Raw genomic sequence first — 23645 nt, forward strand, 5'->3', positions numbered from 1 at the left:
CTCAGAGGTTCGGCAGCACTTCCTGCTGGAAGATCTTGGTGCGCTCTTCCGCAGGCAGGTGACAGGCGACCTGGTGCTCGCCGCCGAGTCCGGCGTCACGCAGCACCGGCACGTCGGTGAAGGACCGGTTGCCGTTGCGCCCGGCGTAGGGGCAGCGCGGGTGGAAGGCGCAGCCGTCCGGCAGGTTGATCAGGCTGGGCGGGGTGCCCTTGACCGGGGTCAGACGGTCCCGGACCGCACGGTCCAGACGGGGCATCGAACCGAGCAGACCCCAGGTGTACGGGTGCTGCGGGTTCTGGAACACGTCGAGGGCCGGGCCCTTCTCGATGATCTTTCCGCCGTACATGACCAGCACGTCGTCGGCGAGCTCGGCCACCACACCCAGGTCGTGGGTGATCATGATGACCGCCGAGCCGAACTCCTCCTGCAGGTCGCGGATGAGGTCGAGGATCTGCGCCTGCACGGTCACGTCGAGCGCCGTGGTGGGCTCGTCCGCGATCAGCAGCTGCGGGTCGTTGACCAGGGCCATCGCGATCATGGCGCGCTGCCGCATACCACCCGAGAACTGGTGGGCGTAGTCGTTGAAGCGCCGCTCCGGCTGCGGGATGCCGACCCGGGCGAGCATGTCGATCGCCTTCTCCCGGGCCACCTTCTTGCTCAGCCCGGGGTGGTGCACCCGGTAAGCCTCGACGATCTGCGATCCGACCGTGAAGTACGGGTGCATGGCGCTCAGCGGGTCCTGGAAGATCATCGCCATCTTGCCGCCGCGCAGCAGGCGAACCTTCTCGTCGGACGCGGTGATCAGCTCTTCGTCGTCGAGCCAGATCTCGCCGGTGACCTTGGCGTTGCTGCGGGTGCGGTGCAGGCCGAGGATGCCCAGCGAGGTGACGCTCTTGCCGGAGCCGGACTCGCCCACGATGCCGAGGGTCTGGCCCTTCTCCACGCTGAACGTCGAGCTGGAGACCGCCTGGACGATGCCGTCGTCGGTCTCGAAGCGGATGGTGAGGTCTTTGACCTCGAGATATGGCCGCTGGATTGAAGCGCCGATGGACGCCGAGCTGGTAGACATTTTGGGCACTCCCTCAGCCCAGCCGGACGCGCGGGTCGATGACGCCGTACAGCAGGTCGACGATGAGGTTCATGATGACGATGAAGAACGCGGCGAACAGGGTCACGCCCAGGATGGTCGGCAGATCGTTCTGCCGGATGCCCTGCAGTGCCCAGTAACCGAGACCGCGCAGGTTGAAGACCGCCTCGGTGAGGATCGCGCCACCGAGCAGCGCGCCCACATCGAGACCGAAGACGGTGACGAGCGGGGTGAGACCGGAGCGGAGGCCGTGCTTGCCGATGACCGTACGTTCCTTCAGGCCCTTGGCCCGAGCGGTACGGATGTAGTCCTCGCCGAGGGTCTCGAGCATGTTGGCTCGCGTTAATCGGGCGTAGGTGGCGGCGAACAGGAACGCCAGCGTCACCCACGGCAGGATCAGACCGGTGGCCCACTTGATCGGATTGTCGAAGAACGGGGTGTATTCCGCGTTCGGCAACCACTCCAGGCCGTACACGAAGATGCTCAGCGCCAGCAGGCCGGTGAAGTAGATCGGCAGTGACACGCCGGCCAGCGCCACCGTCATCACCCCTCGGTCCCAGATCGATCCACGCCGCAACGCGGAGATCACCCCGAAGAGTACGCCCATCAGCACCCAGAGCACCGCGGCGCCGATGGCGAGCGAGATGGTGATCGGCAGCGCCTTGATCAGGATCGGCCACACTTCTTGATTGGTCTTGAAGGTGTAGCCGAGACAGGGCGCCGAGCAGTGGGTGATGTCCGGCCCGTTGGAGTAGTCCCGGCCGGCCACGATGCCCTTCAGGAACTTCCAGTACTGCACGATGATCGGGTCGTTGAGCCCGAGCTTCGTCCGGATGCCCTCGACCGCGATCGGGTCGGCCTGCTTGCCGATGTACAGCAGCGCCGGATCGCTGCCGGTCGCCTTCGGCACGAGGAAGAAGACGCCGAAAGTCACGAGGGTGACCACCAGCAGCGTTACGACGGCGTTGATAAGCCGCCGAATGAGGTATGCCAGCACGACTTTCGGCCGAACTCCGGGCGGGCACCGAGTCCTTGCGAACTCGGCACCCGCCCGGCGGGGGCGGCCTTCACCTGCCCTTCGATTTACCCGTCGGTGCTACAGCGAACGGAACGGTTACTTACCGTCGCTGACGCCGAGCGACGCGAAGTCCACCATGGCGAGGCCGGAGTGGAAGTACACGTTCGTCAGCCGCGGGTTGTAGTAGTTGAGCGCCTTGTCGAACACGAAGGGCAGGTAGTAGTAGCCCTCCATGACCTTGACGTTCGCCGCCTGGTAGTCGGCACCCGCCGCGGTGGCGTCCTTCTCGGCCAGACCCTTGGCGAACAGATCGTCGATCGCCTGGTCCTTGATCTCCGGAAGGTTGTAGTTGCCGTTCGCGACGAGGAACTTGCTCGACGCCAGCGGAGCCAGGTATCCGTAACCGGTCGGGAAGTCAGCACCCCAGCCGGCGATCAGGATGCCGTAGCCCTTCTTGTGCACGTTGTTCGGCGAGCCGGCAACGGTGGCGATCTGCGAGCCGTCGTACTGCTCGATCGCCGCGTTGATGCCCACGGTCTTCAGCGCCGCCTGGAGGGCGGTCGCGGTCGCGATCTCGGCCGGCTTGTTGTTCCGGACCGCGATCTTGGTGTCGAAGCCGGTCGGCTTGCCACACGCGGTCAGCGCCGCCTTGGCCTTGTCCACCTGCGGCTTGCCCTGAGCGCGACCGTACGGGTCGTAGCTCTTGTCGGCACCGAGGATGTTCGGGGGCAGCATGTTGGTCGCGATGTCGCCACCGGCCACCGGGCCGCCACGGGCGGTCTGCAGCGTGGTCGGGTCGGACGCGTAGATGACCGCCTTGCGGCACTCGATGTTGTCGAACGGCGCGACGTTCTGCGAGATGGCGGCGTACCGGATGAAGCCGTTGTTCGGGTTCGCGGCGTTCGCCTTGAGCTTCTCGTCGGTCAGGATCTGGGTCCGGGCCTGGGTGGCCACACCGCTCTGGCTCGCGTCCATGTCCGCGGTGCCGGCGAGCAGACGGGAGTCCATGTCCTCAGCGTTCGTGGTGATCGTGAGGGTGATCTTGTCCGGGAGGGCCTTGCGGTTCGGGTCGGTCGAGGCGTCCCAGTTGGTGTTGCGCACCAGGGTCGCGCCCTTGCCCGGCTCGATGCTCTCGAACTTGTACGGGCCCGAGGAGGCGGGGGCCAGGCCGTACTTGGCACCGGTGTCCCGCTTCTGCGGAACCGGCGCGCCACCCGGCAGGGCCAGCTCGTACGGGAAGTTCGCGTTCGCGGCCGACAGGTGGAAGACGATCGTCGAGTCGTCCGGCGTTTCGACGGTCTTCAGACCCAGCTTGTTCGGGTCGGTGTCCTTGTACGGGCCGGGGTACTTCTGACCCTGATCCAGTTCGTCGGTCAGGTACAGCGGGCCACCGGGCACGACGTCCTGCGCGAAGATGCGCTCGATGCCGTACTTGATGTCCTTCGACGTGATCGCGGCACCGTCGTCGAACTTCAGACCGCTCTTCAGCTTGAAGGTGTAGGTCTTGCCGTCCGCGCTGACCTCCGGCGCGGCCGAGGCCAGGTCCGGGGTCAGGATAAGGCCGTCAGCGCCGGGCTTCGGCGTGTAGGTCATCAGGGTCCGGCTGTAGAGCCGGTTCATGTTGATCGTCCAGGCGTAGTACGAGATCGCCGGGTCGAACGAGTCAGCGTCCTGGGGGCTCCACAGGTTGAGGGTGCCGCCCTTCTTGTCGCTGGCGTTGACAACCTTCGTCGCCGACGCGTTGAAGGCCGCGCCGGTGTCCGAAGAGCTGCCGTTGCTGCTGTTGTCATCGGAGCCGCCACCGCATGCGGCGGTCAGCCCCAATGTGAGAGCGGCCGTAGCGGCCACCATCACCTTCGTCTTGCCTGCCACCAGTACTCCTACCTCCTAGAAACGGCGACCTGCGGGTGTCGCCGAAATTTCATGCGATGGAACGGCTCTACTCAGCGGGCCTTGGGATCGAGCGCATCGCGCAGACCGTCGCCGAACAGGTTGAACGACAGCACGGTGATGAAGATCATCGCGCCTGGGATGATCATGAACATCGGGTCGTACCGATAGAACTGGAGCGCGTCCGAGAGCATGCCACCCCAGGACGGGTAGGGCGGCGGGATGCCGACACCGAGGAAGCTCAACGCGGCCTCGGTGAGGATGTTGGTCGGGATGATCAGCGTCGTGTAGACGAGGATCGGGGCCGCGAGGTTGGGCAGCATCTCGCGGAACAGGATCCGCGGCGATCGTGCGCCGAGACTCCGCGACGCCTCCACGAACTCGCGCTCGCGCAGCGACAACGTCTGACCGCGAACGATACGACCGATGTACGGCCAGCCGAAGAAGCCGATCACGCAGATCAGCACGATCGTGCGCGCCCACCTGGCGTTCAGCCCGAACATCGTCTGCGGCAGCACCGACACCAGCGCGATCGAGAACAGCAGCTGCGGGAACGCCAGCAGGAAGTCCATGACGCGGCTGATGATCGAGTCGACCCAGCCGCCCACGAAGCCGGCCGTCATGCCGAACAGCACGCCGAGGACCGTCGACAGGAAGGCGGACAGGAACGCGACAGTCAGCGTGGTCTGTGCGCCGTAGACGATGCGGCTGAAGATGTCCCGGCCGTTGACCGGCTCCACACCGAGCAGGTAATCGCCCGAGATGCCACCGAGCTTGCCGAGCGGCAGGCCGAGCGTCGGGTCGATCGTGTCGTTGTGGTACTCGTCGAACGGGTGCCCGAACAGCTTGATCAGCAGCGGAGCGACGATCGCGATCAGGATCAGGACGAGGATGATGACGCCGCCGCCGACCGCAACGCGATCCTTCTTGAGGCGGCGCCAAGCGATCTGTTTCAGCGACCGACCGGCGATCGCCTTTTCGCTTGGATCTCGCACCTGAGCCGCGTCGGCAGTGGGCGTCGTCTCGTCGTGGAGCGACGTCTCCGGGCCAAGCGACATCTAGCGCCGGTCCTCTCCCGGTGACCGGCGCAAAGCGGGCAGCTCACAGCCCAGCAGCGCGCCACCGAGCGGCGCGACCGTAGGCGATGGCTCCCGCAGCGTCCGGCAACCGATCGGTTGTCTCGTGCCTCGAGTGCCGACCCTCGTCGCAGCGGTCAGATGAGCCCGCACCACGAAGGCACTCGACGGCGGGGGTGCCGCCATCGGAAGGAACATTCACCTAATGTGGCGCCTCGGTCAAGTTCACGGACCGCACACGGTCAGTTCCGTGTCTCCCTCGTGATGTGGCTGTGACCTATGGCACCGACCAAACGGAAACTACCGCGTCAGATGGCTCGGATCTAGCTAATTCGGACTAAATCTCATGCGTGGCGTTACAGGCAGGTTACGCGGCGTTGATCTAAATAGCTCTACGTCCCTCGAATGCACGACCCAGAGTGATCTCATCGGCGTACTCGAGGTCGCCGCCCACCGGAAGACCACTCGCCAACCGGGTGACCGAGATCCCCATCGGTTTGATCATGATGGCCAGGTAAGTGGCCGTGGCCTCACCCTCGGTGTTCGGGTCTGTGGCGAGAATCAACTCCTTGACCTCGCCCGTGCCCAGCCTCAGGAGCAGCTCACGGATGCGCAGATTGTCCGGCCCGATGCCCTCGAGCGGATTGATCGCCCCACCCAGCACGTGATAGCGCCCCCGGAACTCACCGGTCCGTTCGATGGCCACCACGTCCTTGGGCTCCTCCACCACGCAGAGCACCTCGTTGGTGCGGCGGGTGTCCCGGCAGACCCGGCACTGCTCCGACTCGGCCACGTTGAAGCAGGTCGTGCAGAAGCGGACCAGCTCCTTCACCTTGCGCAGGGCAGTGGCGAGCCGATTGACGTCGGCCGGGTCGGCCGAGAGGACGTGGAAGGCGATCCGCTGGGCCGACTTCGGGCCCACGCCCGGAAGCCGCCCCAGCTCGTCGATCAGGTCCTGGATAGCGCCTTCGTACACCGGGTCAGAACCCCGGAATGCCCAGGCCGCCACCGAGACCGCCGGTGGCCGGGCCCATCTTGGCCTCGGTCAGCTCCCGCTGCGCCTCGGCGGCGTTACGGATCGCGGCGAGCACCAGGTCTTCGAGCGACTCGATGTCGTCCGGATCGACGGCCTTGGGGTCGATGCGCACGGACTTGACCTCGCCCAGCCCGGTCATGACCACGCTGACCAGCCCGCCGCCGGCGCTGCCGGTCAGCTCCGCGGCAGCCAGCTCGGCCTGAGCCTGGGCCACCTGCTGCTGCATCTTCTGGGCCTGCTTCATGATCTGCTGCATGTTCGGCTGTCCACCGGGCCGCATTGCCACCGCTCCTCGAAATAGAAGTCACCGGGTTTCCGGCCATGCCGATACCCACCCGGCGGCCACCGCCAATCGCCGCCCAGCGTAGCCGCCCCACCCGCCGCACCAACCACACGCCACTCACCGGCAACGGCGGGCGCGACCGCTCAGCTCTCGCCGATCTTCTCCGCGCCGAGCAGCTCCCGCAGGAGTCGCATGGCCTGTTGTTCACTGCTCTCCCGAGCGGTCTTCTCGTCGATCACTTCGTCCAGCGGCTCATCACCCGGATCGAAGCCCTCGAAGCCCGCCGACCCACCCGCCGGCGGCGCGCCGTCGTAGTCCGGGTCGTAGGGCGCTTCCTCGGTGGGCGAGCCGTCGGCCCAGGCACGGTTCGCGGGCGGCCCCGACGCGGCACCGGCGGGCCGCGTCGCGGCAGCCTGCCTTGCCGCGGCGAGAGCGGCCCGAGCGGCCCCCGCCCCGCTGGCGGCGCCGGCGTTACGCCCGGCCCGACCCGCCGGCGCAGCGGTGTCGGCAGCCGGAGGTGCAGCAGTTCCACCGGCCTGGGTCGCGGCCCGCGGCCCAGCGGCGCCGCCAGCCTGAGCCGCAGCGCGCGACGCGGCGGTCTCAGCGGTTGAGGACGCGGCGGGCAACCCGACGGCTCCGGCAGCTCCGGCAGCCTGGGATGCGACGCGCGACGTGGCAGCCTCAGCTGGGGGGCGCGGCGCGGCGGTTCCGGCAGCGAGGCCCGGCGCGGCGGTTCCGGCAGCGAGGCCCGGCGCGGCGGTTCCGGCAGCGAGGCCCGGCGCGGGTCCGGCAGCGGGGTGCGGCGCTGCTCCGGCAGCATGGGATCCGGTCTGCGGCCCGGCGGTCTCGGCCTCCGAGTATCCGGCGATCCCAGTCCTCGGTGACCCTGGGGTTCCGGCGGCGTGGGGCCCGGCGCTCGCGGCCGTTGCGGGGGCCGTAGGAGCTGCCTGAGGCGCTGCGGCGGTATCCGCGGCCGACGACGCGGCGTGAGGTGCCTGACCGCTGGTCGAGCCGACGGCGGCCGGCTGGCCGGTAGCGCCCGAGTCGCCCCGATCCGGCCGGTCCGCGTGGTCGCCGGGCACGATGTCCCCCGGCGCGGCGGGCTCAGCCGGGCGGCCACCGACGGGAGCGGCGCTGGGCCAACTGGCCCCGCCGTCCGCCTCGATGCCGCTGGGTGCGCCGCTGAGAGCTTCACTCGCCGGAGACGGCCGCGATGCGGCAGCCGGCGGAGGGCCGCCGACCTGCCGGACCTCCGGCCAGTCTTCCTCGTCGTCCACCTCTTCCTGGGTGGCAGGTGCCGTCAGTCCGCCCGGTTTGGCCGGTTCCGGCCACTCGTCGTCGGCGGCCGAGGGCGATGCGGTCTCCTGGCGGCGGGTCTGCGGCGGCCGGGCCGCCGCAGCCTGCGACTGCTGTGCCCCGGAGGCCGCCCGGGGCGGCGCCGAAACCTGGGAATGCGCGGCCGGCTCCCGTGCGGCGGCGTCGTTGCGGGCCGGCGCGCGGCCGGCGTTCGGCGGCACCTCCCGGCGCTCGGCGACCCGAGCCGCGGGCACGCCGCCGCCTCCGGTGCCGACCTCGCAGCGGATCTGCCAACGACCACCCAGGGTCTCGTAGAGCGCATCCGTGATCAGCGAGAAGAACCGGCTGATCCGGTCGACGAAGTTCTGGTGCTGGAACACGAGCACCACGGTGTCGCCGTCGAGAGCGCGAACCACGGCACTAGCGGCCATCGGCCCGGCGATCTTGCCGTTCGGCTGCCGCTTGATGGCCGTGATGATCTCCGGCCACACCTCGCGCACGGCTTCCACCGTCAACTGACCGGGGATGTCGGCGACAGCCGCGGCTCCCGGTTCCTCCGGCGCATCCGGCAGAAGACCGGCCGGCTGACCAGAACGAGCCGACGTCGGCGTCGATGCGGAGGTCTGCGCCGCTGCTGACCTCTGGGCCGCTGCCGGTGCCTGGGCTGCTTCCTGGCCCTCGGCCGACGTCTGCCCCTCGACCGACGCCGGGGACGGTGCCTGAGCCGCTGCTTGGCCCGGTGCCGGGGCCACCGCCGGCTCGGCGAGCTGAGCCGATAGGCCGTCGGTCGGCGCGAGCTCAGGCGCAGTGGGGCGAACCGCCGCAACCGGCCGGGCCTGCTCAGGCATGGGCTCGTAGTCCGGCTCGTCATCCCACGGCGGCTCGTCGTCGTAAGGCTCCGGATCCGGCACCGAACCGGCGTCCTCAGCCGTGACATGGGCACCGTTGGTCGCAGCACGCGAAGACGCGGGCTCCGCCGCAGCGGACGCGGGCGCAGCGGATGCAGCGGACGCGGTCGCGGCAGTCGCAGAAGCAGGCGCAGCGGGCGACACCGGCGCCGGACCGGCCGCTTCCGGAGCCGACGAAGCCGCAGGCATAGCGGAACGCCGATTGCCGGTATTCGATGCCGACTTCCGGCTGGCGGCCGCAGCCGCGGCCAACGCAGCCGCCTTCGCCCCGCCGCCACCACCACCACCGCCGCCCCCGGCGGCACCGGGCGGAGCCGACTCCACCGGCCCGGCATCGGCCACACTCGGTGCGGCAGAAACGGCCGGTGCGACGGGCGCAGCCTCATCCCGTACGGCCAAAAGCTCGCCGCCCAGCGTGAGTCGCCGCTCCATGCGTTCCAGGCGCTGCAGCAGCGAGCCCGTCGAGTCCTCGGCGCCGGGCAGCAGCATGCGCGCCGTGACCAGCTCGAGCAGGAGCCTCGGCGCGGTCGTGCCGCGCATCTCCACCAGGCCGTTGTGCACGATGTCGGCGCAGCGCGACAGCGTCGCCGGGCCGAGCCGGCCGGCCTGCGCGGTCATCGTCTCGAGCTGGTCGGCCGGGCCGTCGATCAGGCCTTTGCTCACCGCGTCGGGGACCTGCTGCAGGATGATCAGGTCGCGGAAGCGCTCAAGCAGGTCGGATGCGAAGCGGCGCGGGTCGTGGCCGGCCTCGGCGACCCGGTCGATCGTCTGGTAGGCGGCGGCACCGTCGCCGGCGGCCAGGGCGTCACACATCTCGTCGATCAGGGTGACGTCGGTGACGCCGAGCAGGGCGACCGCCCGCGAATATGAGACGCCGTCGGGGCCGGCGCCGGCGATCAGCTGGTCGAGGACCGAGAGGCTGTCACGTGCCGAGCCGCCGCCGGCCCGCACCACCAGGGGGAGCACGGCCGGCTCGACGTGGACGCCCTCGGCCTCGGTGAGTTGCTGGAGGTAGGGCCGGAGCACCGCGGGCGGAATCAGCCGGAACGGGTAGTGGTGCGTGCGGGAGCGGATGGTCCCGAGCACCTTTTCCGGTTCCGTCGTGGCGAAGATGAACTTCACATATTCCGGCGGCTCCTCGACGAGCTTGAGCAGCGCGTTGAAGCCGGCCGACGAGACCATGTGCGCCTCGTCGATGACGTAGATCTTGTAGCGGCTGTTGGCAGGCGCGAAGAACGCCTTTTCGCGCAGCTCACGGGCATCGTCGACGCCACCGTGCGAGGCCGCGTCGATCTCGATGACGTCGATCGAGCCGGCGCCGTCGTTCATCAGCGAGCGGCAGGACAGGCACACCCCGCACGGCTCCGGCGTGGGGCCCTGCTCGCAGTTGAGCGAGCGGGCCAGGATGCGCGCGCTGGACGTCTTGCCACAGCCACGTGGCCCGGAGAACAGGTAGGCGTGGTGCAGCCGGCCACTGCGCAGTGCCTGCGACAACGGCTCGGTGACGTGCTCCTGCCCGATGACCTCGGCGAAAGTCCGTGGACGGTACTTGCGGTACAGAGCGAGTGCCACTCCTACCCCTCCTCAACGACCGCGCCATTGTCCGTCGGGGGTACGACAAGAACCAAAGAGGGTGGAAACGAAGGACCCCCCGTGCACCCGTCAGAGCCCGCTTATCCTTGCTGCCTTCCGGCCCTGGGGAGGTTCACGAGATACACGCCGCACGAGGGGCTGCCCGGAAGCCTACCGAACCCGGTTTCGCTCCGTGCGCCGACCCGCACGCAACCCCGGCCCGGGAAGTCTGTATTCTGGCCGACGGAGGATTCGCCTAGTGGCCTAGGGCGCACGCTTGGAAAGCGTGTTGGGGGAAACCCCTCACGAGTTCGAATCTCGTATCCTCCGCCGCGACACAGCCAAGGTCGGACGCAACCGCGTCCGACCTTTTGCTTATCAACTCGCCCGATCAGGCTGCCCGAGGAGGACGTGAGGTTCCTCGACGAGCAGGGACCAAACCGCTCGGCCACCGATCTTCCTAGATCGGCGGAACGATGGAAGGCCGGACCCGGCGGGTCCGGCCTTCGTCATTCCGGCGGAAAGTCATGGGGTCAGAGCTGTGAGGCGGCGATCGCGTCGTCCACCTCGGGGAAGATCGCGAAGTACCGGCTGAGTCCGACGGTTTCCAGGAGTCTCACCAGGAACGGGTTGGCTCCTGCAAAACTCAGCCAGCCACCACGCGCTGTGATCACCTGCTTACTGGTGATGAAGGCGCTCAGCCCGACCGAATCGCAGAATTTCAGGTCGGTCAGGTCGACCACTATTCGGGGGACGGGGCGCTCCAGCAGATCGGCGAGTGTCGAGCGGAGCTTTGCAGAGGTTTCGGCGTCCAGTTCACCTTTGAGATGCAGCACCGCGACGTCGCAACGGTGGTCGGTGACAGTGGCCTTCATGGGACAAAACGCTAGATCCACCACGGTGATTGCCACCGGACAATCAGTCCGATTTGCGCGGCGAGAAGCCGATACACGAACGGGTCGGACCCGAAGAGTCCGACCCGTTCAGAAAAAGTTCGGCTGGCCGATGGTGTCAAGCGAGCGGCGCAGCCGGCCCAAGGCGCTCTAGATCTCGCGCCACTGCCAGCGTGGACCCCGCCACGCGTCTGCCAGGATCAAGGCAGAGGCCTTGCCCGGACACTGTTGCACCTTCGACTTGCCCTGCGGCCCGCCCATCTGAGCTTCGACTTCCCACAGATCGCCGTCGGTGCGGACGTAGACGTCACGGCGTGCGATCCGGACGTCACCATTCCACCAGTGATGCTCAACTCTCACATGTCAAATCTAGGACAGATTTCACGCATCGGCGTAGGGCAATCTTGTGAAAACTTCTCGCCAGCCGGTTGGAGCGCATTGTCTGATCCGGTGGTTTTTGGCCCGGTGACTTGCGCAACACCGAAGGTATTAGGGCCGTCCCCTATTCGTCACCCTAGGTAATCGTTCCAGCTAAGGACCAAGGCCTCTGGACGCCGAAACGATTGCGTTACGTGCAGGACATCTGATCATGGCGAACAGCCGAACGGTGGAGCCCGATCCGGGACGTACGGCGGAATGATCTTGAATCACCGAGCGTGATCCCGAATCGGCCACCAAAAAGCCCGGCGACTCCGCTTAGGAGTCGCCGGGCTGAGTGGCGGTGGTGAAGGGATTTGAACCCTTGGAGGGCTTGCACCCTCACACGCTTTCGAGGCGTGCTCCTTAGGCCGCTCGGACACACCACCGCGAAGTAGGTTACAGGAGCCTCGCGCCGGTCCGCCGCCGGGTTACCCCATTACCGGGGGTGGCCGCTCTGGCCTGGCAGGATCGGGCCCATGACCAACCGAGCAGAGGAGCACGAAGCATGAGCGTGCACATCGGCGGGCAGCCGGGCGACATCGCCGAGCGGGTGCTGCTCCCCGGCGACCCGATGCGGGCGAAGTGGATCGCGGAAAACTTCCTGCAGGACGCCAAGTGCTACACGCAGGTCCGCGGGATGCTCGGCTTCACCGGCACCTACCAGGGCATTCGGGTGTCCGTACAGGGTTCCGGCATGGGCATGCCGTCGGCCTCGATCTACACCCACGAGCTGATCAACGAGTACGGCGTGAAGTCGCTCATCCGGATCGGCTCGTGCGGTGCCCTGGCGATGGACCTGCAGCTGGGCGACGTGATCGCGGCGATCGGCTCGGCCACCGACTCGAACATGAACCGGTCCCGCTTCGACGGCCTGATCGACTATGCGCCGGTCGCCAACTTCGAGCTGCTGCGCACCGCGGTCGAGGTGGCCGAACGGCAGGGCACCAGCCTGCGGGTGGGCCCGATCCTGGCCGCCGACGCGTTCTACACCGACCGCCCGGATCTCTACGACTCGCTGGCCGACTACGGCGTCCTCGCGGTCGAGATGGAGTCCGCCGCGATCTACACGATCGCCGCACGCTACGGCGCCAAGGCGCTGACCATCCTCACCGTGAGCGACCACATCAAAACCGGCGAGAAGATGGACTCGGCCCAGCGTGAGCAGGGCTTCGGCGACATGGTCCGGATCGGGCTGGAAACCGCGATCGCCGGCGCGGCCTGAGCTTGCTGCCGCGGCGTCACTCTTCGCGACGCCGCGGCAACTTCTTTCCGTACGCGTGACACCTGCCACAACCGCAGCGTGCCGAACCGGGAAGCTCAGCGAAAACTAGGCCTCCCGGAAATAGGCGCGCACGAGAGCGGCACACTCCCGCTCGAGCACCCCGGAGTACACCTCCGGCCGGTGATTGAGCCGGCGGTCCCGCACCACGTCCCACAGCGACCCGACCGCACCGGTCTTGGGCTCCCACGCCCCGAACACCAGCGTCGACACCCGCGCCAGCACCAGCGCCCCGGCACACATCGTGCAGGGCTCCAGCGTCACGACGAGAGTGCAGCCGTCGAGCCGCCAGCTACCGGCCAGCGTGGCCGCCCGGCGCAGCGCCACGATCTCGGCGTGCCCGGTCGGGTCCCCGGTCGCTTCCCGCTCGTTGCCGGCGGCGGCCAGCTCCTGCCCCTCGGCGTCGTAGACGACCGCACCCACCGGCACGTCCTCCGGAAACGACGACGCGACCTCGATCGCCCGCCGCATCCAGGTTTCGTGCCGGGGGTGCGGGGCCAGGCTCACGCCTCGCGCAGCTCTTCCATCTCGTCACCGCACCCGATCTTCTGGCAGATCTCGGCCGTGACGTCGGAGGGGAGCATGCCCTCCTTGCCGCACAGGCCGAGCAACCGGTTCGCGCTTATCCCGAGGTCGCCGAGCAGTTCGGCGTCACCGACCGGGTCGGCATCGGGGTCGGCCGACGGGCGGTCGTCCTCCTCCTCCTCGTCCTCCTCCTCGTCCTCGGTCGGCGACGAGGTCAGCTCGTCGATCTCCAGGGCCGGTGCCTCGATCTCGCCGAGCAACACCGACCCGATCCGCGACTCCTCGGCGAACGCCGAATCGGAGCCGAACACCCGCAGGTCCTCGCCGTCATCGAGGCGAAGAATCGCGAGGTACTGGTCGTCGCTCTCGACGAAGAGCAGCGCCATGTCGGCGTCCGGCTCGACGTCGCGAAGCGCGTCCACCACCTCATCGATGTCGGCGAGGCCGGTCAGGTCCAGCTCGGACGCCGTCCACCCGTTCTTGCCACGGCTGACGGCGGCAGCGAAAGTCGACAAGATTTCCCCCCACGCGACTTTTGTCTTCAGCGAGTGACGGTAGCGGGAAGAACGGCGGGCGCGTCGCGCCACGCCCCCAAACGGGTATGAAGTCAGTTGGCCAGGCGACGGCGGGTAGCGATGAGCTCACGGAGACGAGCTCCGCGAAGCCGCTGTGGCTGGACGGACTCCCGGGCTTTCGCGTCGGCGAGAGCGGCGAGCAACTCCAGACGGCGACGGCGACGATCGGGGTCGAGCCGTGGCGGTGAGGGGGCCATGAAGCCGAGACTGCCGACCGTCGCGACGTCCGTCAAGGCCAAGTGCGGACCGCGACGATCACGGCACGTCCGGTCGCCGACAATTGGGGCAAGTCACCAAAGCGGCCAGTCGTAGGTGGAGATCCACCGGCTGGCGACGAAAGCCATGGCCACCGATAGTCCGAGCCCGCCGGCCAGCGCGATCCCGACGGCGACACCCCGGTCGCCGCGAAGGGTGAGGACGAACGCCACGATCCACGCGGTGATCGCCGCCACGATCGTCCACCACGCGTACGTCATCAGGTCGTGGGCGAGACCACCGAAGAGCCCCAGCCAGAGCAGGGTCGCGCCGAGCCCGGCCATCACCCCGGCCGCGCCGATCGGGTGCGGTTCCCGGAACACCGGGCGCGACGGCCCGGGGAAGAGCCCGGACGGCGGGCGGCCCGGCATCGGCGGCGGGAACGCGGGCGGCGGCGGATAGGCGGGCGCCGGCCAGGGTGCGTGCCGCTCGGTCACCGTGTTACCTCCGTTCGGGCTGGTCACCACCCAGCCTAATCGTCTCCGACCGATCGCACGGGACGGCGGTTCGGGACGGCTTCTGCCACCATGGCCGGATGCGTCTGCCCCGTACCCTCGCCGGACTGACCGCTGCGGTGCTGTGCCTGACCGCGTGCGGCGGCTCTCCCGGCGGCACGTCGGCGGACGCCACGCCACAGTTCGTGACCCCGGCCGCCGAGTCGTCGCCGGAGAGTCTCGCGGCCACCCCGCCGCCGTCGGCCACGGCACCGAGCGTGTCCCCGTCGGCGAAACCCAGCCCGAGCCCGAGCCGAAGCGCGACCCCCACGGCCGCCAAGGTCAAGTACGTCTTCCCGGTGAAGGCGTCAAATGTGGCGTTCCACCCGACCCACTCGAAGTACCCGGCGACCGACATCTTCGCCGACTGCGGCGAGACGGTGGTGGCCACGACCAGCGGCGTCGTGCTCGAGGTGAGCCTCAAGGACCTGTACGTGGAGGGTTCGCCGGACGGGCCCAACAACGGCGGCATGTCGGTGTCGCTGCTCGGCGACGACGGCGTCCGCTATTACGGCTCACACCTGAGCAAGGTCAACACCAACATCAAGGCCGGCGTACGCGTCACGGCCGGGCAGCAGCTCGGCAAGGTCGGCAAGACCGGCAACTCGAGCGGCGTCTGCCACCTGCACTACGGCGTCTCGCCGCCGTGCGCCAAGGTCGGCGACTGGAAGGTGCGGCGCGGCGTGGTCTGGCCGGCCACCTTCCTCACCTCGTGGCGCAAGGGCGGCCAGAAGAGCCCGGTCGCCACCGTGAAGACGTGGAAGAGCGCGCACAACTGCAAGGCGTGAGCCGATAGAGGGGCGCGGGGCCGCACCCTCGCCCAAGAGATGCGGCCCCGCGCTGCCGGGAGAAAGGTCTCAGCTGAACTGGGCGAACCTCTTCTGGGTTCGGCCGTCCACGGTGGTGAAGGCGCCGCCCATGGCGACGCTGTCCAACTCGGCGTTGCTGGCCAGGGCCAGGACGCCCTCGACGCCGTTCGCGTCGGCGGTCCAGTCGAGCAGGTGGCCGTCCGCCACCGCGAGGGCGGCGAGCTTGACCCGGTTGTCGGCGCCGTCGACGCAACTGCCCTGGGTGCCGGTGCGGGCGCTGGTGCAGGCCCGGTCGAAGTGCCCGCCGGCGTAGACCACGTCGTCGAGCACGGTGATCGCCTGCGCGTTGCCGTCGAACGTCGACGACCACCGCAATTGGCCACCCGGCGTGTACGCGCTGACCCGTCCGCCCTGCCCGCCGTGCGCCGAGTAGACGCCGGTCGAGGTGACCGCGAGGGCGTACGTGATGACCGGGGGTTTGGGTTTGAATCCGGTGACCACGGCGGCGGTGGTGGGATCGAACGCGACCAGCCGGTCGTACCCGGAAAGGCCGTTGACCTTGTGGAATTTGCCGCCGGCGTAGATCCGGCCGCCGCCCGCCGCGACGGTTTCCACCTGGTCGTCGGCGGTGGGTCGCCATCTCGGGTCGAGCGCGCCGGTGGTCAGGTTGAAGGCGGCGAGCTTGCCGCGCGCCTGGCCGTCCACCGCGGTGATCGCGCCGCCCAGATACAGGCGGTTCCCGGCGGCCGCGATCGCGTAGGGCCGGCCGGTGATCGCGTGTTTGAAGGTGGCGTGCAGCGCGCCGGTGATCGCGTCCACCTTGGCCAGGCTGTCCCGTTGCTGACCGGCGACGCTGCCGAAGTCGCCGGCCAGGTAGATCGATGGGCCGTTGACCACGAGGGCCTTGACCCGGCCGTCGGCGGCCGGCGCCCAGGGCAGCAGCTCGCCGGTGCGGGCGTCGACGGCGGCGACGTGGCCGCGGGTCACCGGCTTACCCCGGACGATCGCGGCGGTGAAGTCCCCGCCCAGGTAGACGACGTTGCCGCCGTAGGCGACGGTGAGGACGGCACCGTTGAAGCTGGGCATCGTGTCGGACGACTGCGCCTGGGCCGGCGCGGGCGCGGCGGCGAGGGCGAGCGCCGCGGCGGCAAGTCCGCTGGTGAGTGTTTTCCCCCGGTAAGTCACGTGATAACCGTATTGCCCGCAGAGCTCGGCAAAAGCCTGCGAAACGGACAGACGTCGCAGCTAGGACGGATGATCACGCCCTGTCCGAACGGCTGATCTTGAGCGGTGTGCGAGAGTGCCCAGGTGAACGTGGCGGTCATCGGACTTGGGCTCATCGGCGGGTCGCTGCTGCAGGCGCTGGAAGCGGCCGGGCACGAGGTGACCGGATACGACGCCGACCCGGCGACCCGTGATCTGGCCGGGAAAGACGGCCGGAAAGTGGCCGGGTCGGTCGCCGAGGCGGTGGCCGGGGCCGAACTCGTCGCCCTCGCCGTACCCCTGCCGGTCCTGCCCGGGGTAGTCGCCGAGCTGGCCGGTCACGACGGCCTGATCACCGATGTGACCTCGGTAAAAGGGCCGGTGCGAGCCCTCGGGATCCGGCGGTTCGTCGGCGGGCATCCGATGGCCGGCAAGGAGACGTCCGGCTACTCCGCCGCCGATCCGCGGCTGTTCGACGGGTGCGCCTGGGTGCTGTGCCTCGAGCCCGGCGAGACCGCGCTCGAGGACTGGCTGACCGCGGCGGCCCTGTTCACGGCGATGGGCGCGCGGGTCGTGCCGGTCACCGCGGACGAGCACGACCGGGCCGTCGCCCAGATCAGCCACGTGCCGCACCTGCTCGCGGCCGCCCTCGCCCGCCTGCTGGTGGACAACCCGCTCGCCGCGACGCTGGGCGCCGGTTCGTTCCGGGACGGCACGCGGGTGGCCGCGACCCGGGCCGAACTGATCGCCGCGATGTGCGGCGGCAACGCGACCGCCACCGGCGAGGTGCTGACCGCGGTGCTCGACGACTTGCGGCAGCGGCTCGACGAGCTGTCCGCCCCCGACCCGGTCGAGGCCCTGATCCCGGCCCTGCGCGAGGCCGGGGACGCCCGGCGCGCCTGGCCGCCGCGGCCGGGCGCGGCCGCCGAGGAGCCGGCCGGGGTCGCCGAGCTGCTCGCGCTCGGACGGGCCGGCGGCTGGATCACCGGAGTCTCGGAAAGTCGTGTCACCGTCCTGACAATGCGGCCGGAAACTGACCGCATTGCTCCCTAGGGTCGACGTAACAGCGAATACCCCTAGGAGATGACATGCCCGCACAGGTCGGTCCGGTCAACACCGAGCAGGAGGGCCTGCTCGGTTACCTCGCTCAGATGCGCTTCGTGATCCGGCTGACGGCGTACGGCCTCAGTGCGGAACAGCTGCGCGCCACGCCCACCGCGAGCACGCTCAGCGTCGGCGGCCTCATCAAGCACGCCGCCTCCACCGAGGAGGGCTGGCTGTCGGTCATCCGGCGCGAGCCGCAGGAGCCGGATTACGCCCGGTACGCGGAGAACTTCAAGCTCGCCGACGGCGAGACGATCGAGGACGTGTTCGCGCGTTACGACCGGGTCGCCGAGCAGACCGAGAAGACGGTCACCGAGCTCGGCGATCTGAACTTCGAGATGCCGACCGACGGCGCGCCGTGGAACCGCAAGGACGTCACCCACTGGAACGTGCGGTGGATCCTGCTGCACCTGATCCAGGAGACCGCCCGGCACGCCGGTCACGCCGACATCATCCGCGAATCCATCGACGGCGCCACGGCGTACCCGTTGATGGCGGCCGCCGAAGGCTGGCCGGCGACCCCGTGGCTCAAGCCCTGGGAAAAGGGGAGCTAGGGGCGTTCGCCCTGGTCCAGGCGGATCACCCGGCGGTCGGTGACGATCGCGGTGACCAGGTCGCGCGGCGTGACGTCGAACGCCGGGTTGACCGCCTCGGACCACGGCGTCACCTCGGCCGAGCCGCGGTCCTCGATCGGCACCACATCCCCGCTCGGGGTGTTCAGGTCCACCGTCGACTCGGGTGCGACCACGACGAACGGCAGGCCGGCCCGGCGGGCGCCGAGTGCATGCGAGTACGTCCCGATCTTGTTGATCACGTCCCCGTTCGCGCAGATCCGGTCGGCGCCGAGGATCACCCCGTCGACCTCGCCGCGGGCCATCAGGAACGGCCCGGCCGAGTCGACCGCCACCCGGTGCTCGATGCCCCAGCGGCCCAGCTCCCACGCGGTGAGCCGGGCGCCCTGCAGCAGCGGCCGCGTCTCGCTGGCGATCACGCCGGCCAGCACGCCCCGGTGGTGCAGCTCGCGCACCACGCCCAGGGCGGTGCCGAGAACCACGGCGGCCAGCGCACCGGTGTTGCAGTGGGTCAGCAGCCTCGACCGCTTGCCGCAGAGCTCGATCATCAGGTCGGCGCCGCGTCGCGCCATCGCCTCGGAGGCGGCGATCTCCTCGTCCCGCACCCGGCAAGCCTCGGCCAGCACCGCCGCAGGCCCCTGCGGCAGCAGAGCGGCAACGCGGCGGACTCCGCGGGCCAGGTTGACCGCCGTCGGGCGGGCGTGCTCGAGCCGTTCGACCGCCGCGGCCAGCGCCGCCGGGTCGTCGGCATGCACCTGGGCGGCCAGCGCCACCCCGAACGCACCGGCCACGCCGAGCGCGGGCGCGCCCCGGACCGCCAGCGACTGGATCGCCGTCACCAGCGCCGGCACGGTGTGCAGGCGCAGGATCCGGACCTCCTTGGGGAGCACCGTCTGATCGATGATCTCGACGGCCCCGTCCACCCAATCGATCGTCTGCACGGCCCGAGCGTAACCGCCTACCCTGGCCGCATGGCTTCTCGTGATCCGGTCGCGGACCTCCGCCGCATCGCCTTCCATCTGGAACGGGCGAACGAGGCGACCTATCGGGTGCGGGCGTTCCGGTCGGCCGCGGCCACGGTCGCCGCGCTGCCGGCCGACGAGCTGGCGGCGCGGGTCGCAGCCGGCACGCTGTCCGAGCTGTCCGGGGTCGGCGACGTCACCGCCCGCTGCATCGCCGAGTCGCTGGCCGGTGAGGAACCGGTCTACCTGCGCCGGGTGGCGTCGACCGCGGGCACCGATCTGACCGCCGCCGCGGCGGAGTTGCGGGACGCGCTGCGCGGTGACTGCCACTCCCACACGGACGCCTCCGACGGCGGCTCACCGATCGAGGAGATGGCCCTCGCCGCGGTCGAGCTGGGTCACGAATATCTGGTTATCACCGACCACTCGCCGACGCTGAAGGTGGCCAACGGGCTGAGCCCGGCCCGGCTGCGCCGCCAGCTCGATCAGGTGGCCCGGCTCAACGACGCCCTGCCCGACGGGTTCCGCATCCTCACCGGCATCGAGGTGGACATCCTCGAGGACGGCTCGCTCGACCAGGAGGACGAGCTGCTGGCCCGGCTCGACGTGGTGGTCGGTTCGGTGCACAGCAAGCTGCGCGACGAGTCGCCCCGGATGACCAGGCGGATGCTGGCCGCGATCGCGAACCCGCACCTGGACATCCTCGGCCACATGACCGGCCGCAAGGTGCCGGCGAGCGGCGAGGGCGACAAGGGCCACCGAGCCGGTCGCACCCGCCCGCCGAGCACGTTCGACCTGCCGAAGGTGCTCGCCGCGGTGGTCGAGCACGGCAAGGCCATCGAGATCAATTCCCGGCCGGACCGGCTCGACCCGCCGAAACGGATGCTCACCGTGGCGGTCGAGGCCGGTTGCCTGTTCAGCATCGACACCGATGCGCACGCCCCGGGCCAGCTGGACTGGCTGGGCAACGGCTGCGAGCGGGCCGCGCTGTGCGGAGTGCCGGCCGAGCGGGTGGTCAACACGTGGCCGCTCGATCGCCTGCTCGAATGGACAGCGGGCCACAAGTGAGGCGTCCCGTCCCGTAGGGTCGCAACGTGGGACGAATTGACGACCTCGCCGACCGTTACGTCGAGGACTGGGCCGAGCTCAACCCGACCGGGGCGACCTATATCGGCATCGCCGGTCACGACGACAAGACCGACGACCTATCTCCGGAGGGCTTCGAGGCCCAGGCCGAGCTGACCCGGCGCACCCTCAACGAGCTCGATGTGATCGAGCCCGAGCACGAGTCCGAGCAGGTGGCCAAGGACGCCATGATGGAGCGGCTCGGTCTCGAGCTGGCCACCTACGACGCCGGGCATTCGAAGAGCGCGATCAGCGTGATCACCAGCGGCCTGCACGGGCTGCGCGGCGTCTTCGACGTGATGGCCACCGAGGGCGACGAGGCGGTCGGCAACATCGCGGCCCGGCTCAACGCGTTCGCCGGCGCCGTCGAGCAGTACAAGACGACGCTGCGCGAAGAGCTGGAGGCCGGCCGGGTCAGCGCTCGGGCGCAGCTGCTGGCGGTCGCCGAGCAGTGCGACGCCTGGACCGACCCGACCCGCGACGACTTCTTCCACGGCCTGGTCCGCCGGCTCGACGCGCGGGGCGCGCTCGCCGCGGAGCTGGAGCGGGGGGCCAACGCGGCCACCGCGGCCACCGTCGGTTTCGGCACGTTCCTGCGCGAGGAGCTGGCGCCCCGCGGGCGGGAGAAAGAGGCGGCCGGCCTCGAGCGGTACGAATTGGCGTCGCAGTACTTCCTGGGCGCCAAGGTCGACCTGCAGGAGACGTACCTCTGGGGTTTCGACGAGCTGGCCCGCCTGGAGCGGGAGATGGACGTCTGCGCGGTCGCCATCGGCGGCTCGGGCACCTCGGTGGCCGAGGCCGTCGCGACCCTCGACGCCGACCCGGCCCGCAACATCCCGGGCAAGGAAGCGTTCCGCGACTGGATGCAGGCGCTCGCCGACAAGGCGATCTCCGAGCTGAACGGCACCCACTTCGACATCGAGCCGCCGGCTCGCAAGATCGAGTGCTGCCTGACCCCGACCAGCGACGGCGGCATCTACTACACCGGCCCGAGCGAGGACTTCTCCCGTCCCGGCCGGATGTGGTGGGCGGTTCCCGAGGGGATCACCGAGTTCTCCACCTGGCGCGAGGTGACCACGGTCTACCACGAGGGCGTGCCCGGCCATCACCTCCAGGTCAGCCAGACCCTGCTGCGCGCCGACCTGCTCAACCGCTGGCAGCGGCTGCTCTGCTGGTGCTCGGGCCACGGCGAGGGCTGGGCGCTGTACGCCGAGCGCCTGATGGACGATCTCGGCTACCTGGAAGACCCGGGCGACCGGCTCGGCATGCTCGACGGCCAGGCGCTGCGGGCGGCCCGGGTGATCGTCGACATCGGCATGCACTTGGAGCTGGAGATCCCGCGGGACAACCCGTTCGGCTTCCACCCGGGTGAGCGCTGGACCCCTGAGCTGGGCTGGGAGTTCCTGCGGGCACACACCCGGATGTCCGACGAGGTGCTGCGCTTCGAGTGGAAGCGTTACCTGGGCTGGCCCGGGCAGGCGCCGTCGTACAAGGTCGGCGAGCGGATCTGGTTGCAGGCGCGTGAGGAGACGAAGCAGCGCAAGGGCGCTGATTTCGACCTCAAGACCTTCCACCGGGACGCTCTCAACCTGGGCTCGCTCGGCTTGGACCCGCTGCGCAAGGCACTCGGTCGCCTCTGACCAAAATGATCAAATCGGGCTTTTCCTCGGATGACCGCGGGGAAAAGCCCGATTTGTCTTTCGGCCGGTATTACCAAATGCCATTCTTAAGCGCAGTGCAACCGGTTGACTACAAGCAGTGAATGGTTTGACCGAAGCATAATCGTTATGTATTGCGAATCTCGTATCTTTTCGCGCGCCCCTAGGGCCGTTACCATCCTGGCGGTGGTCGACCGTGTTCCGGAAGCGCCCTGTGCTGGGATTACAGCCTCGGCGCAACCGAACTGGAACACGCGTCGCCTCCACTGGTAGCCACCGCCGTATCCACCGATCAGCCGAGCCAATACTGACCCTTGGCAAGGGGTTTGTTGAGGATTTCTCGGATAGATTGGCCCGGATCCGTGCGCTTATCCGGCTACGGACAGTAGCCGTCACAACGGCTCATCGCGTGTTGCATGGCGGAGGAACGAAAGCAATGACTAGCCGGCGAACCCGTTTACGCTCCGCTCTCGCGGTGATCTTGACGGTTCTGGTACTCGTGCCGACCGCCGTCCTCTTCGGACGAGTCTGGCAGCAGAATTCGGACCAGCGGGCGCAAACCGATCTCGAGCGAGAGGGCGTGCAGTACATCACCGCCCTCGCGCCGCTGGTCAGCGCGCTCGCCGAGTCGCAGTCCTCGGCGCTGCAGGGGGTTACCGCCCCGCCCGACTCGCTGGCCACCGCCATCTCCCGGGTCTCGGCGCTCGACGCCAGCCTCGGCGACGACCTCAAGACCAAGGAGCGCTGGGCCGATCTGCAGGACAAGATCACCAAGCTGCCCAAGACCACCGGCGGTCAGCTGGCCATCCTCCAGGCGCACATCGAGGCGACCGACCTCACCCTCGCGCTCTACAGCGCCGTACGCCGCAACTCGGAGCTGGCCCGCGACCCGGACAGTGACGTCTCCAACCTGCAGCAGGCCGTCGCCGTCGACATGCCGACCACGGTGGTGCTGGTGAGCCGGATGGCCGACTACGCGCAGGCCCTGCAGACCGCGACCGGCGCCACCCAGGCCACCCTCGGGATTCAGTTCGGCCAGGAGGTGCTCGCCGTGCAGGACTCGGTGAACTCCCTGACCGAGAGCCTGCAGGCCGCGGTCGACAACACCAAGAGCTCGACCCTCAGCGGCGGCCTGGTCACCACGCTCGACTCCTTCCGCCGGGGTGTCGAGTCGATGACCCGTGGCGCCAACCCGGGCGGCACCCCGAACGTCGCGACCATGTCGACCGCGCAGACCGCCCTGCAGACCGCGCTCAACGCGCTGGCCGGGGTGACGCTCAAGGAGATGGACAAGCTCCTCGCCAACCGGGCCGACTCGCTGAGCTACCGGCGGATCGAGGCGTTGCTGGCCGGCGCGGTGGCGATTCTGCTGGTGCTCGGCGCGCTGGTGCTGCCGGTGATCGCCCGGCGCCGCGAGAGCGAGCCGGAATCGACCGGTTTCACCGGCCCCGGTGAGTCGACCCGCGACATCGCGGCGAATCGGCCGGCCCCGCCCTACGGCGGCCAGTACGACCTGACCCCCGCATACGGCGACAACGACCCGACACGGCGGGAGCGTTCCGGTGCTATTCGGTAAGTTCCGAATTCTGGGCAAGCTTGCCCTAC

Annotated in this window: 21 protein-coding genes, 2 tRNA genes and 1 other RNA gene; 8 read left to right on the forward strand and 16 right to left on the reverse strand. The window is 69.2% G+C overall.

The genetic code is table 11. The features are described 5' to 3' along the window. Position 1: 1 nt before the first annotated feature. The 8 genes from Ato02nite_RS34170 to ffs form a co-directional block, all read right to left on the reverse strand. On the reverse strand, positions 2 to 1069 hold the full coding sequence (locus tag Ato02nite_RS34170; protein WP_213010811.1) for an ABC transporter ATP-binding protein: 1068 nt from the start codon (positions 1067 to 1069) through the stop codon (positions 2 to 4). Positions 1070 to 1082: 13 nt separating this feature from the next. Further along, positions 1083 to 2084, reverse strand: a complete 1002-nt coding sequence (locus tag Ato02nite_RS34175; RefSeq protein WP_213010812.1) for an ABC transporter permease — start codon at positions 2082 to 2084, stop codon at positions 1083 to 1085. A gap of 117 nt (positions 2085 to 2201) precedes the next feature. Then, on the reverse strand, positions 2202 to 3977 hold the full coding sequence (locus Ato02nite_RS34180; protein WP_246607784.1) for an ABC transporter substrate-binding protein: 1776 nt from the start codon (positions 3975 to 3977) through the stop codon (positions 2202 to 2204). A gap of 71 nt (positions 3978 to 4048) precedes the next feature. Next, positions 4049 to 5053, reverse strand: a complete 1005-nt coding sequence (locus Ato02nite_RS34185) for an ABC transporter permease (RefSeq protein WP_213010813.1) — start codon at positions 5051 to 5053, stop codon at positions 4049 to 4051. Positions 5054 to 5453: 400 nt separating this feature from the next. Next, positions 5454 to 6047: a recombination mediator RecR gene (recR, locus tag Ato02nite_RS34190; protein ID WP_213010814.1), complete on the reverse strand. Its 594-nt coding sequence runs from the start codon at positions 6045 to 6047 to the stop codon at positions 5454 to 5456. Positions 6048 to 6051: 4 nt separating this feature from the next. Then, the gene (locus tag Ato02nite_RS34195) at positions 6052 to 6363 is read right to left on the reverse strand and encodes a YbaB/EbfC family nucleoid-associated protein (RefSeq protein WP_246607813.1); all 312 of its coding nucleotides are present in this window, start codon (positions 6361 to 6363) and stop codon (positions 6052 to 6054) included. A 170-nt stretch (positions 6364 to 6533) separates the two neighbouring features. Next, complete coding sequence (locus Ato02nite_RS34200; protein WP_213010816.1) at positions 6534 to 10166, reverse strand: DNA polymerase III subunit gamma and tau; 3633 nt, start codon at positions 10164 to 10166, stop codon at positions 6534 to 6536. A gap of 67 nt (positions 10167 to 10233) precedes the next feature. Further along, positions 10234 to 10330: signal recognition particle sRNA small type (ffs, locus tag Ato02nite_RS34205), an RNA gene on the reverse strand. An 81-nt stretch (positions 10331 to 10411) separates the two neighbouring features. Between ffs and Ato02nite_RS34210 the strand changes: the two genes are divergently transcribed. Then, positions 10412 to 10496 (forward strand) — tRNA-Ser (locus tag Ato02nite_RS34210). Between the two features lie 203 nt (positions 10497 to 10699). On the opposite strand, the gene Ato02nite_RS34215 is transcribed toward Ato02nite_RS34210, so the two are convergent. From Ato02nite_RS34215 to Ato02nite_RS34225, 3 genes are all read right to left on the reverse strand, one after another. After that, positions 10700 to 11041 (reverse strand): STAS domain-containing protein, encoded by a 342-nt coding sequence (locus tag Ato02nite_RS34215; protein ID WP_213010817.1) that lies wholly within the window; start codon positions 11039 to 11041, stop codon positions 10700 to 10702. A 168-nt stretch (positions 11042 to 11209) separates the two neighbouring features. Beyond that, positions 11210 to 11419 carry a hypothetical protein gene (locus tag Ato02nite_RS34220; RefSeq protein WP_203813008.1) on the reverse strand — a complete coding sequence of 70 codons (210 nt, stop codon included), beginning with the start codon at positions 11417 to 11419 and terminating at the stop codon, positions 11210 to 11212. Positions 11420 to 11775: 356 nt separating this feature from the next. Beyond that, positions 11776 to 11865, reverse strand: a tRNA-Ser gene (locus Ato02nite_RS34225). Between the two features lie 119 nt (positions 11866 to 11984). Here Ato02nite_RS34225 and deoD point away from each other — a divergent pair. Then, positions 11985 to 12701, forward strand: coding sequence for a purine-nucleoside phosphorylase (gene deoD / locus Ato02nite_RS34230; RefSeq protein ID WP_213010818.1), 717 nt, complete (start codon positions 11985 to 11987; stop codon positions 12699 to 12701). A gap of 105 nt (positions 12702 to 12806) precedes the next feature. Here the strand turns inward: deoD and Ato02nite_RS34235 are convergent, their stop codons facing one another. The 3 genes from Ato02nite_RS34235 to Ato02nite_RS34245 all read right to left on the reverse strand — a co-directional run bounded on the left by Ato02nite_RS34235 (position 12807) and on the right by Ato02nite_RS34245 (position 14484). After that, positions 12807 to 13265, reverse strand: a complete 459-nt coding sequence (locus Ato02nite_RS34235) for a nucleoside deaminase (RefSeq protein WP_369076930.1) — start codon at positions 13263 to 13265, stop codon at positions 12807 to 12809. After that, positions 13262 to 13798, reverse strand: a complete 537-nt coding sequence (locus Ato02nite_RS34240; protein ID WP_213010819.1) for a tRNA adenosine deaminase-associated protein — start codon at positions 13796 to 13798, stop codon at positions 13262 to 13264. The genes Ato02nite_RS34235 and Ato02nite_RS34240 overlap by 4 nt, the downstream gene beginning before the upstream one ends. 350 nt (positions 13799 to 14148) lie before the next feature. Continuing rightward, positions 14149 to 14484, reverse strand: a complete 336-nt coding sequence (locus Ato02nite_RS34245) for a hypothetical protein (RefSeq protein ID WP_213010877.1) — start codon at positions 14482 to 14484, stop codon at positions 14149 to 14151. Positions 14485 to 14648: 164 nt separating this feature from the next. Here Ato02nite_RS34245 and Ato02nite_RS34250 point away from each other — a divergent pair, with 164 nt between their 5' ends. After that, positions 14649 to 15395 carry a M23 family metallopeptidase gene (locus tag Ato02nite_RS34250; RefSeq protein ID WP_213010820.1) on the forward strand — a complete coding sequence of 249 codons (747 nt, stop codon included), beginning with the start codon at positions 14649 to 14651 and terminating at the stop codon, positions 15393 to 15395. 69 nt (positions 15396 to 15464) lie between these two features. On the opposite strand, the gene Ato02nite_RS34255 is transcribed toward Ato02nite_RS34250, so the two are convergent. After that, complete coding sequence (locus Ato02nite_RS34255) at positions 15465 to 16601, reverse strand: outer membrane protein assembly factor BamB family protein (protein WP_246607786.1); 1137 nt, start codon at positions 16599 to 16601, stop codon at positions 15465 to 15467. A 123-nt stretch (positions 16602 to 16724) separates the two neighbouring features. Between Ato02nite_RS34255 and Ato02nite_RS34260 the strand changes: the two genes are divergently transcribed. After that, complete coding sequence (locus Ato02nite_RS34260; RefSeq protein WP_213010821.1) at positions 16725 to 17672, forward strand: prephenate dehydrogenase; 948 nt, start codon at positions 16725 to 16727, stop codon at positions 17670 to 17672. A gap of 35 nt (positions 17673 to 17707) precedes the next feature. Beyond that, positions 17708 to 18277, forward strand: a complete 570-nt coding sequence (locus Ato02nite_RS34265) for a DinB family protein (RefSeq protein WP_213010822.1) — start codon at positions 17708 to 17710, stop codon at positions 18275 to 18277. On the opposite strand, the gene mtnA is transcribed toward Ato02nite_RS34265, so the two are convergent. After that, a complete protein-coding gene (mtnA, locus tag Ato02nite_RS34270; protein WP_213010823.1) occupies positions 18274 to 19236 on the reverse strand; it encodes an S-methyl-5-thioribose-1-phosphate isomerase in 963 nt (320 codons plus the stop codon). The two genes, Ato02nite_RS34265 and mtnA, sit on opposite strands and share 4 nt — an antisense overlap. A 30-nt stretch (positions 19237 to 19266) precedes the next feature. Here mtnA and Ato02nite_RS34275 point away from each other — a divergent pair, with 30 nt between their 5' ends. The 3 genes from Ato02nite_RS34275 to Ato02nite_RS34285 all read left to right on the forward strand — a co-directional run bounded on the left by Ato02nite_RS34275 (position 19267) and on the right by Ato02nite_RS34285 (position 23616). After that, entirely contained in the window at positions 19267 to 20325 is a 1059-nt protein-coding gene (locus Ato02nite_RS34275; RefSeq protein ID WP_213010824.1) for a PHP domain-containing protein, read from the forward strand. Between the two features lie 26 nt (positions 20326 to 20351). Next, positions 20352 to 22022, forward strand: coding sequence for a DUF885 domain-containing protein (locus tag Ato02nite_RS34280; RefSeq protein WP_213010825.1), 1671 nt, complete (start codon positions 20352 to 20354; stop codon positions 22020 to 22022). Between the two features lie 493 nt (positions 22023 to 22515). Beyond that, entirely contained in the window at positions 22516 to 23616 is a 1101-nt protein-coding gene (locus tag Ato02nite_RS34285; protein WP_246607788.1) for a hypothetical protein, read from the forward strand. The last annotated feature ends 29 nt before the right edge of the window (positions 23617 to 23645 follow it).

The sequence above is a fragment of the Paractinoplanes toevensis genome (assembly GCF_018332695.1).
In the GTDB taxonomy this organism is placed as follows: Bacteria; Actinomycetota; Actinomycetes; order Mycobacteriales; family Micromonosporaceae; genus Actinoplanes; species Actinoplanes toevensis.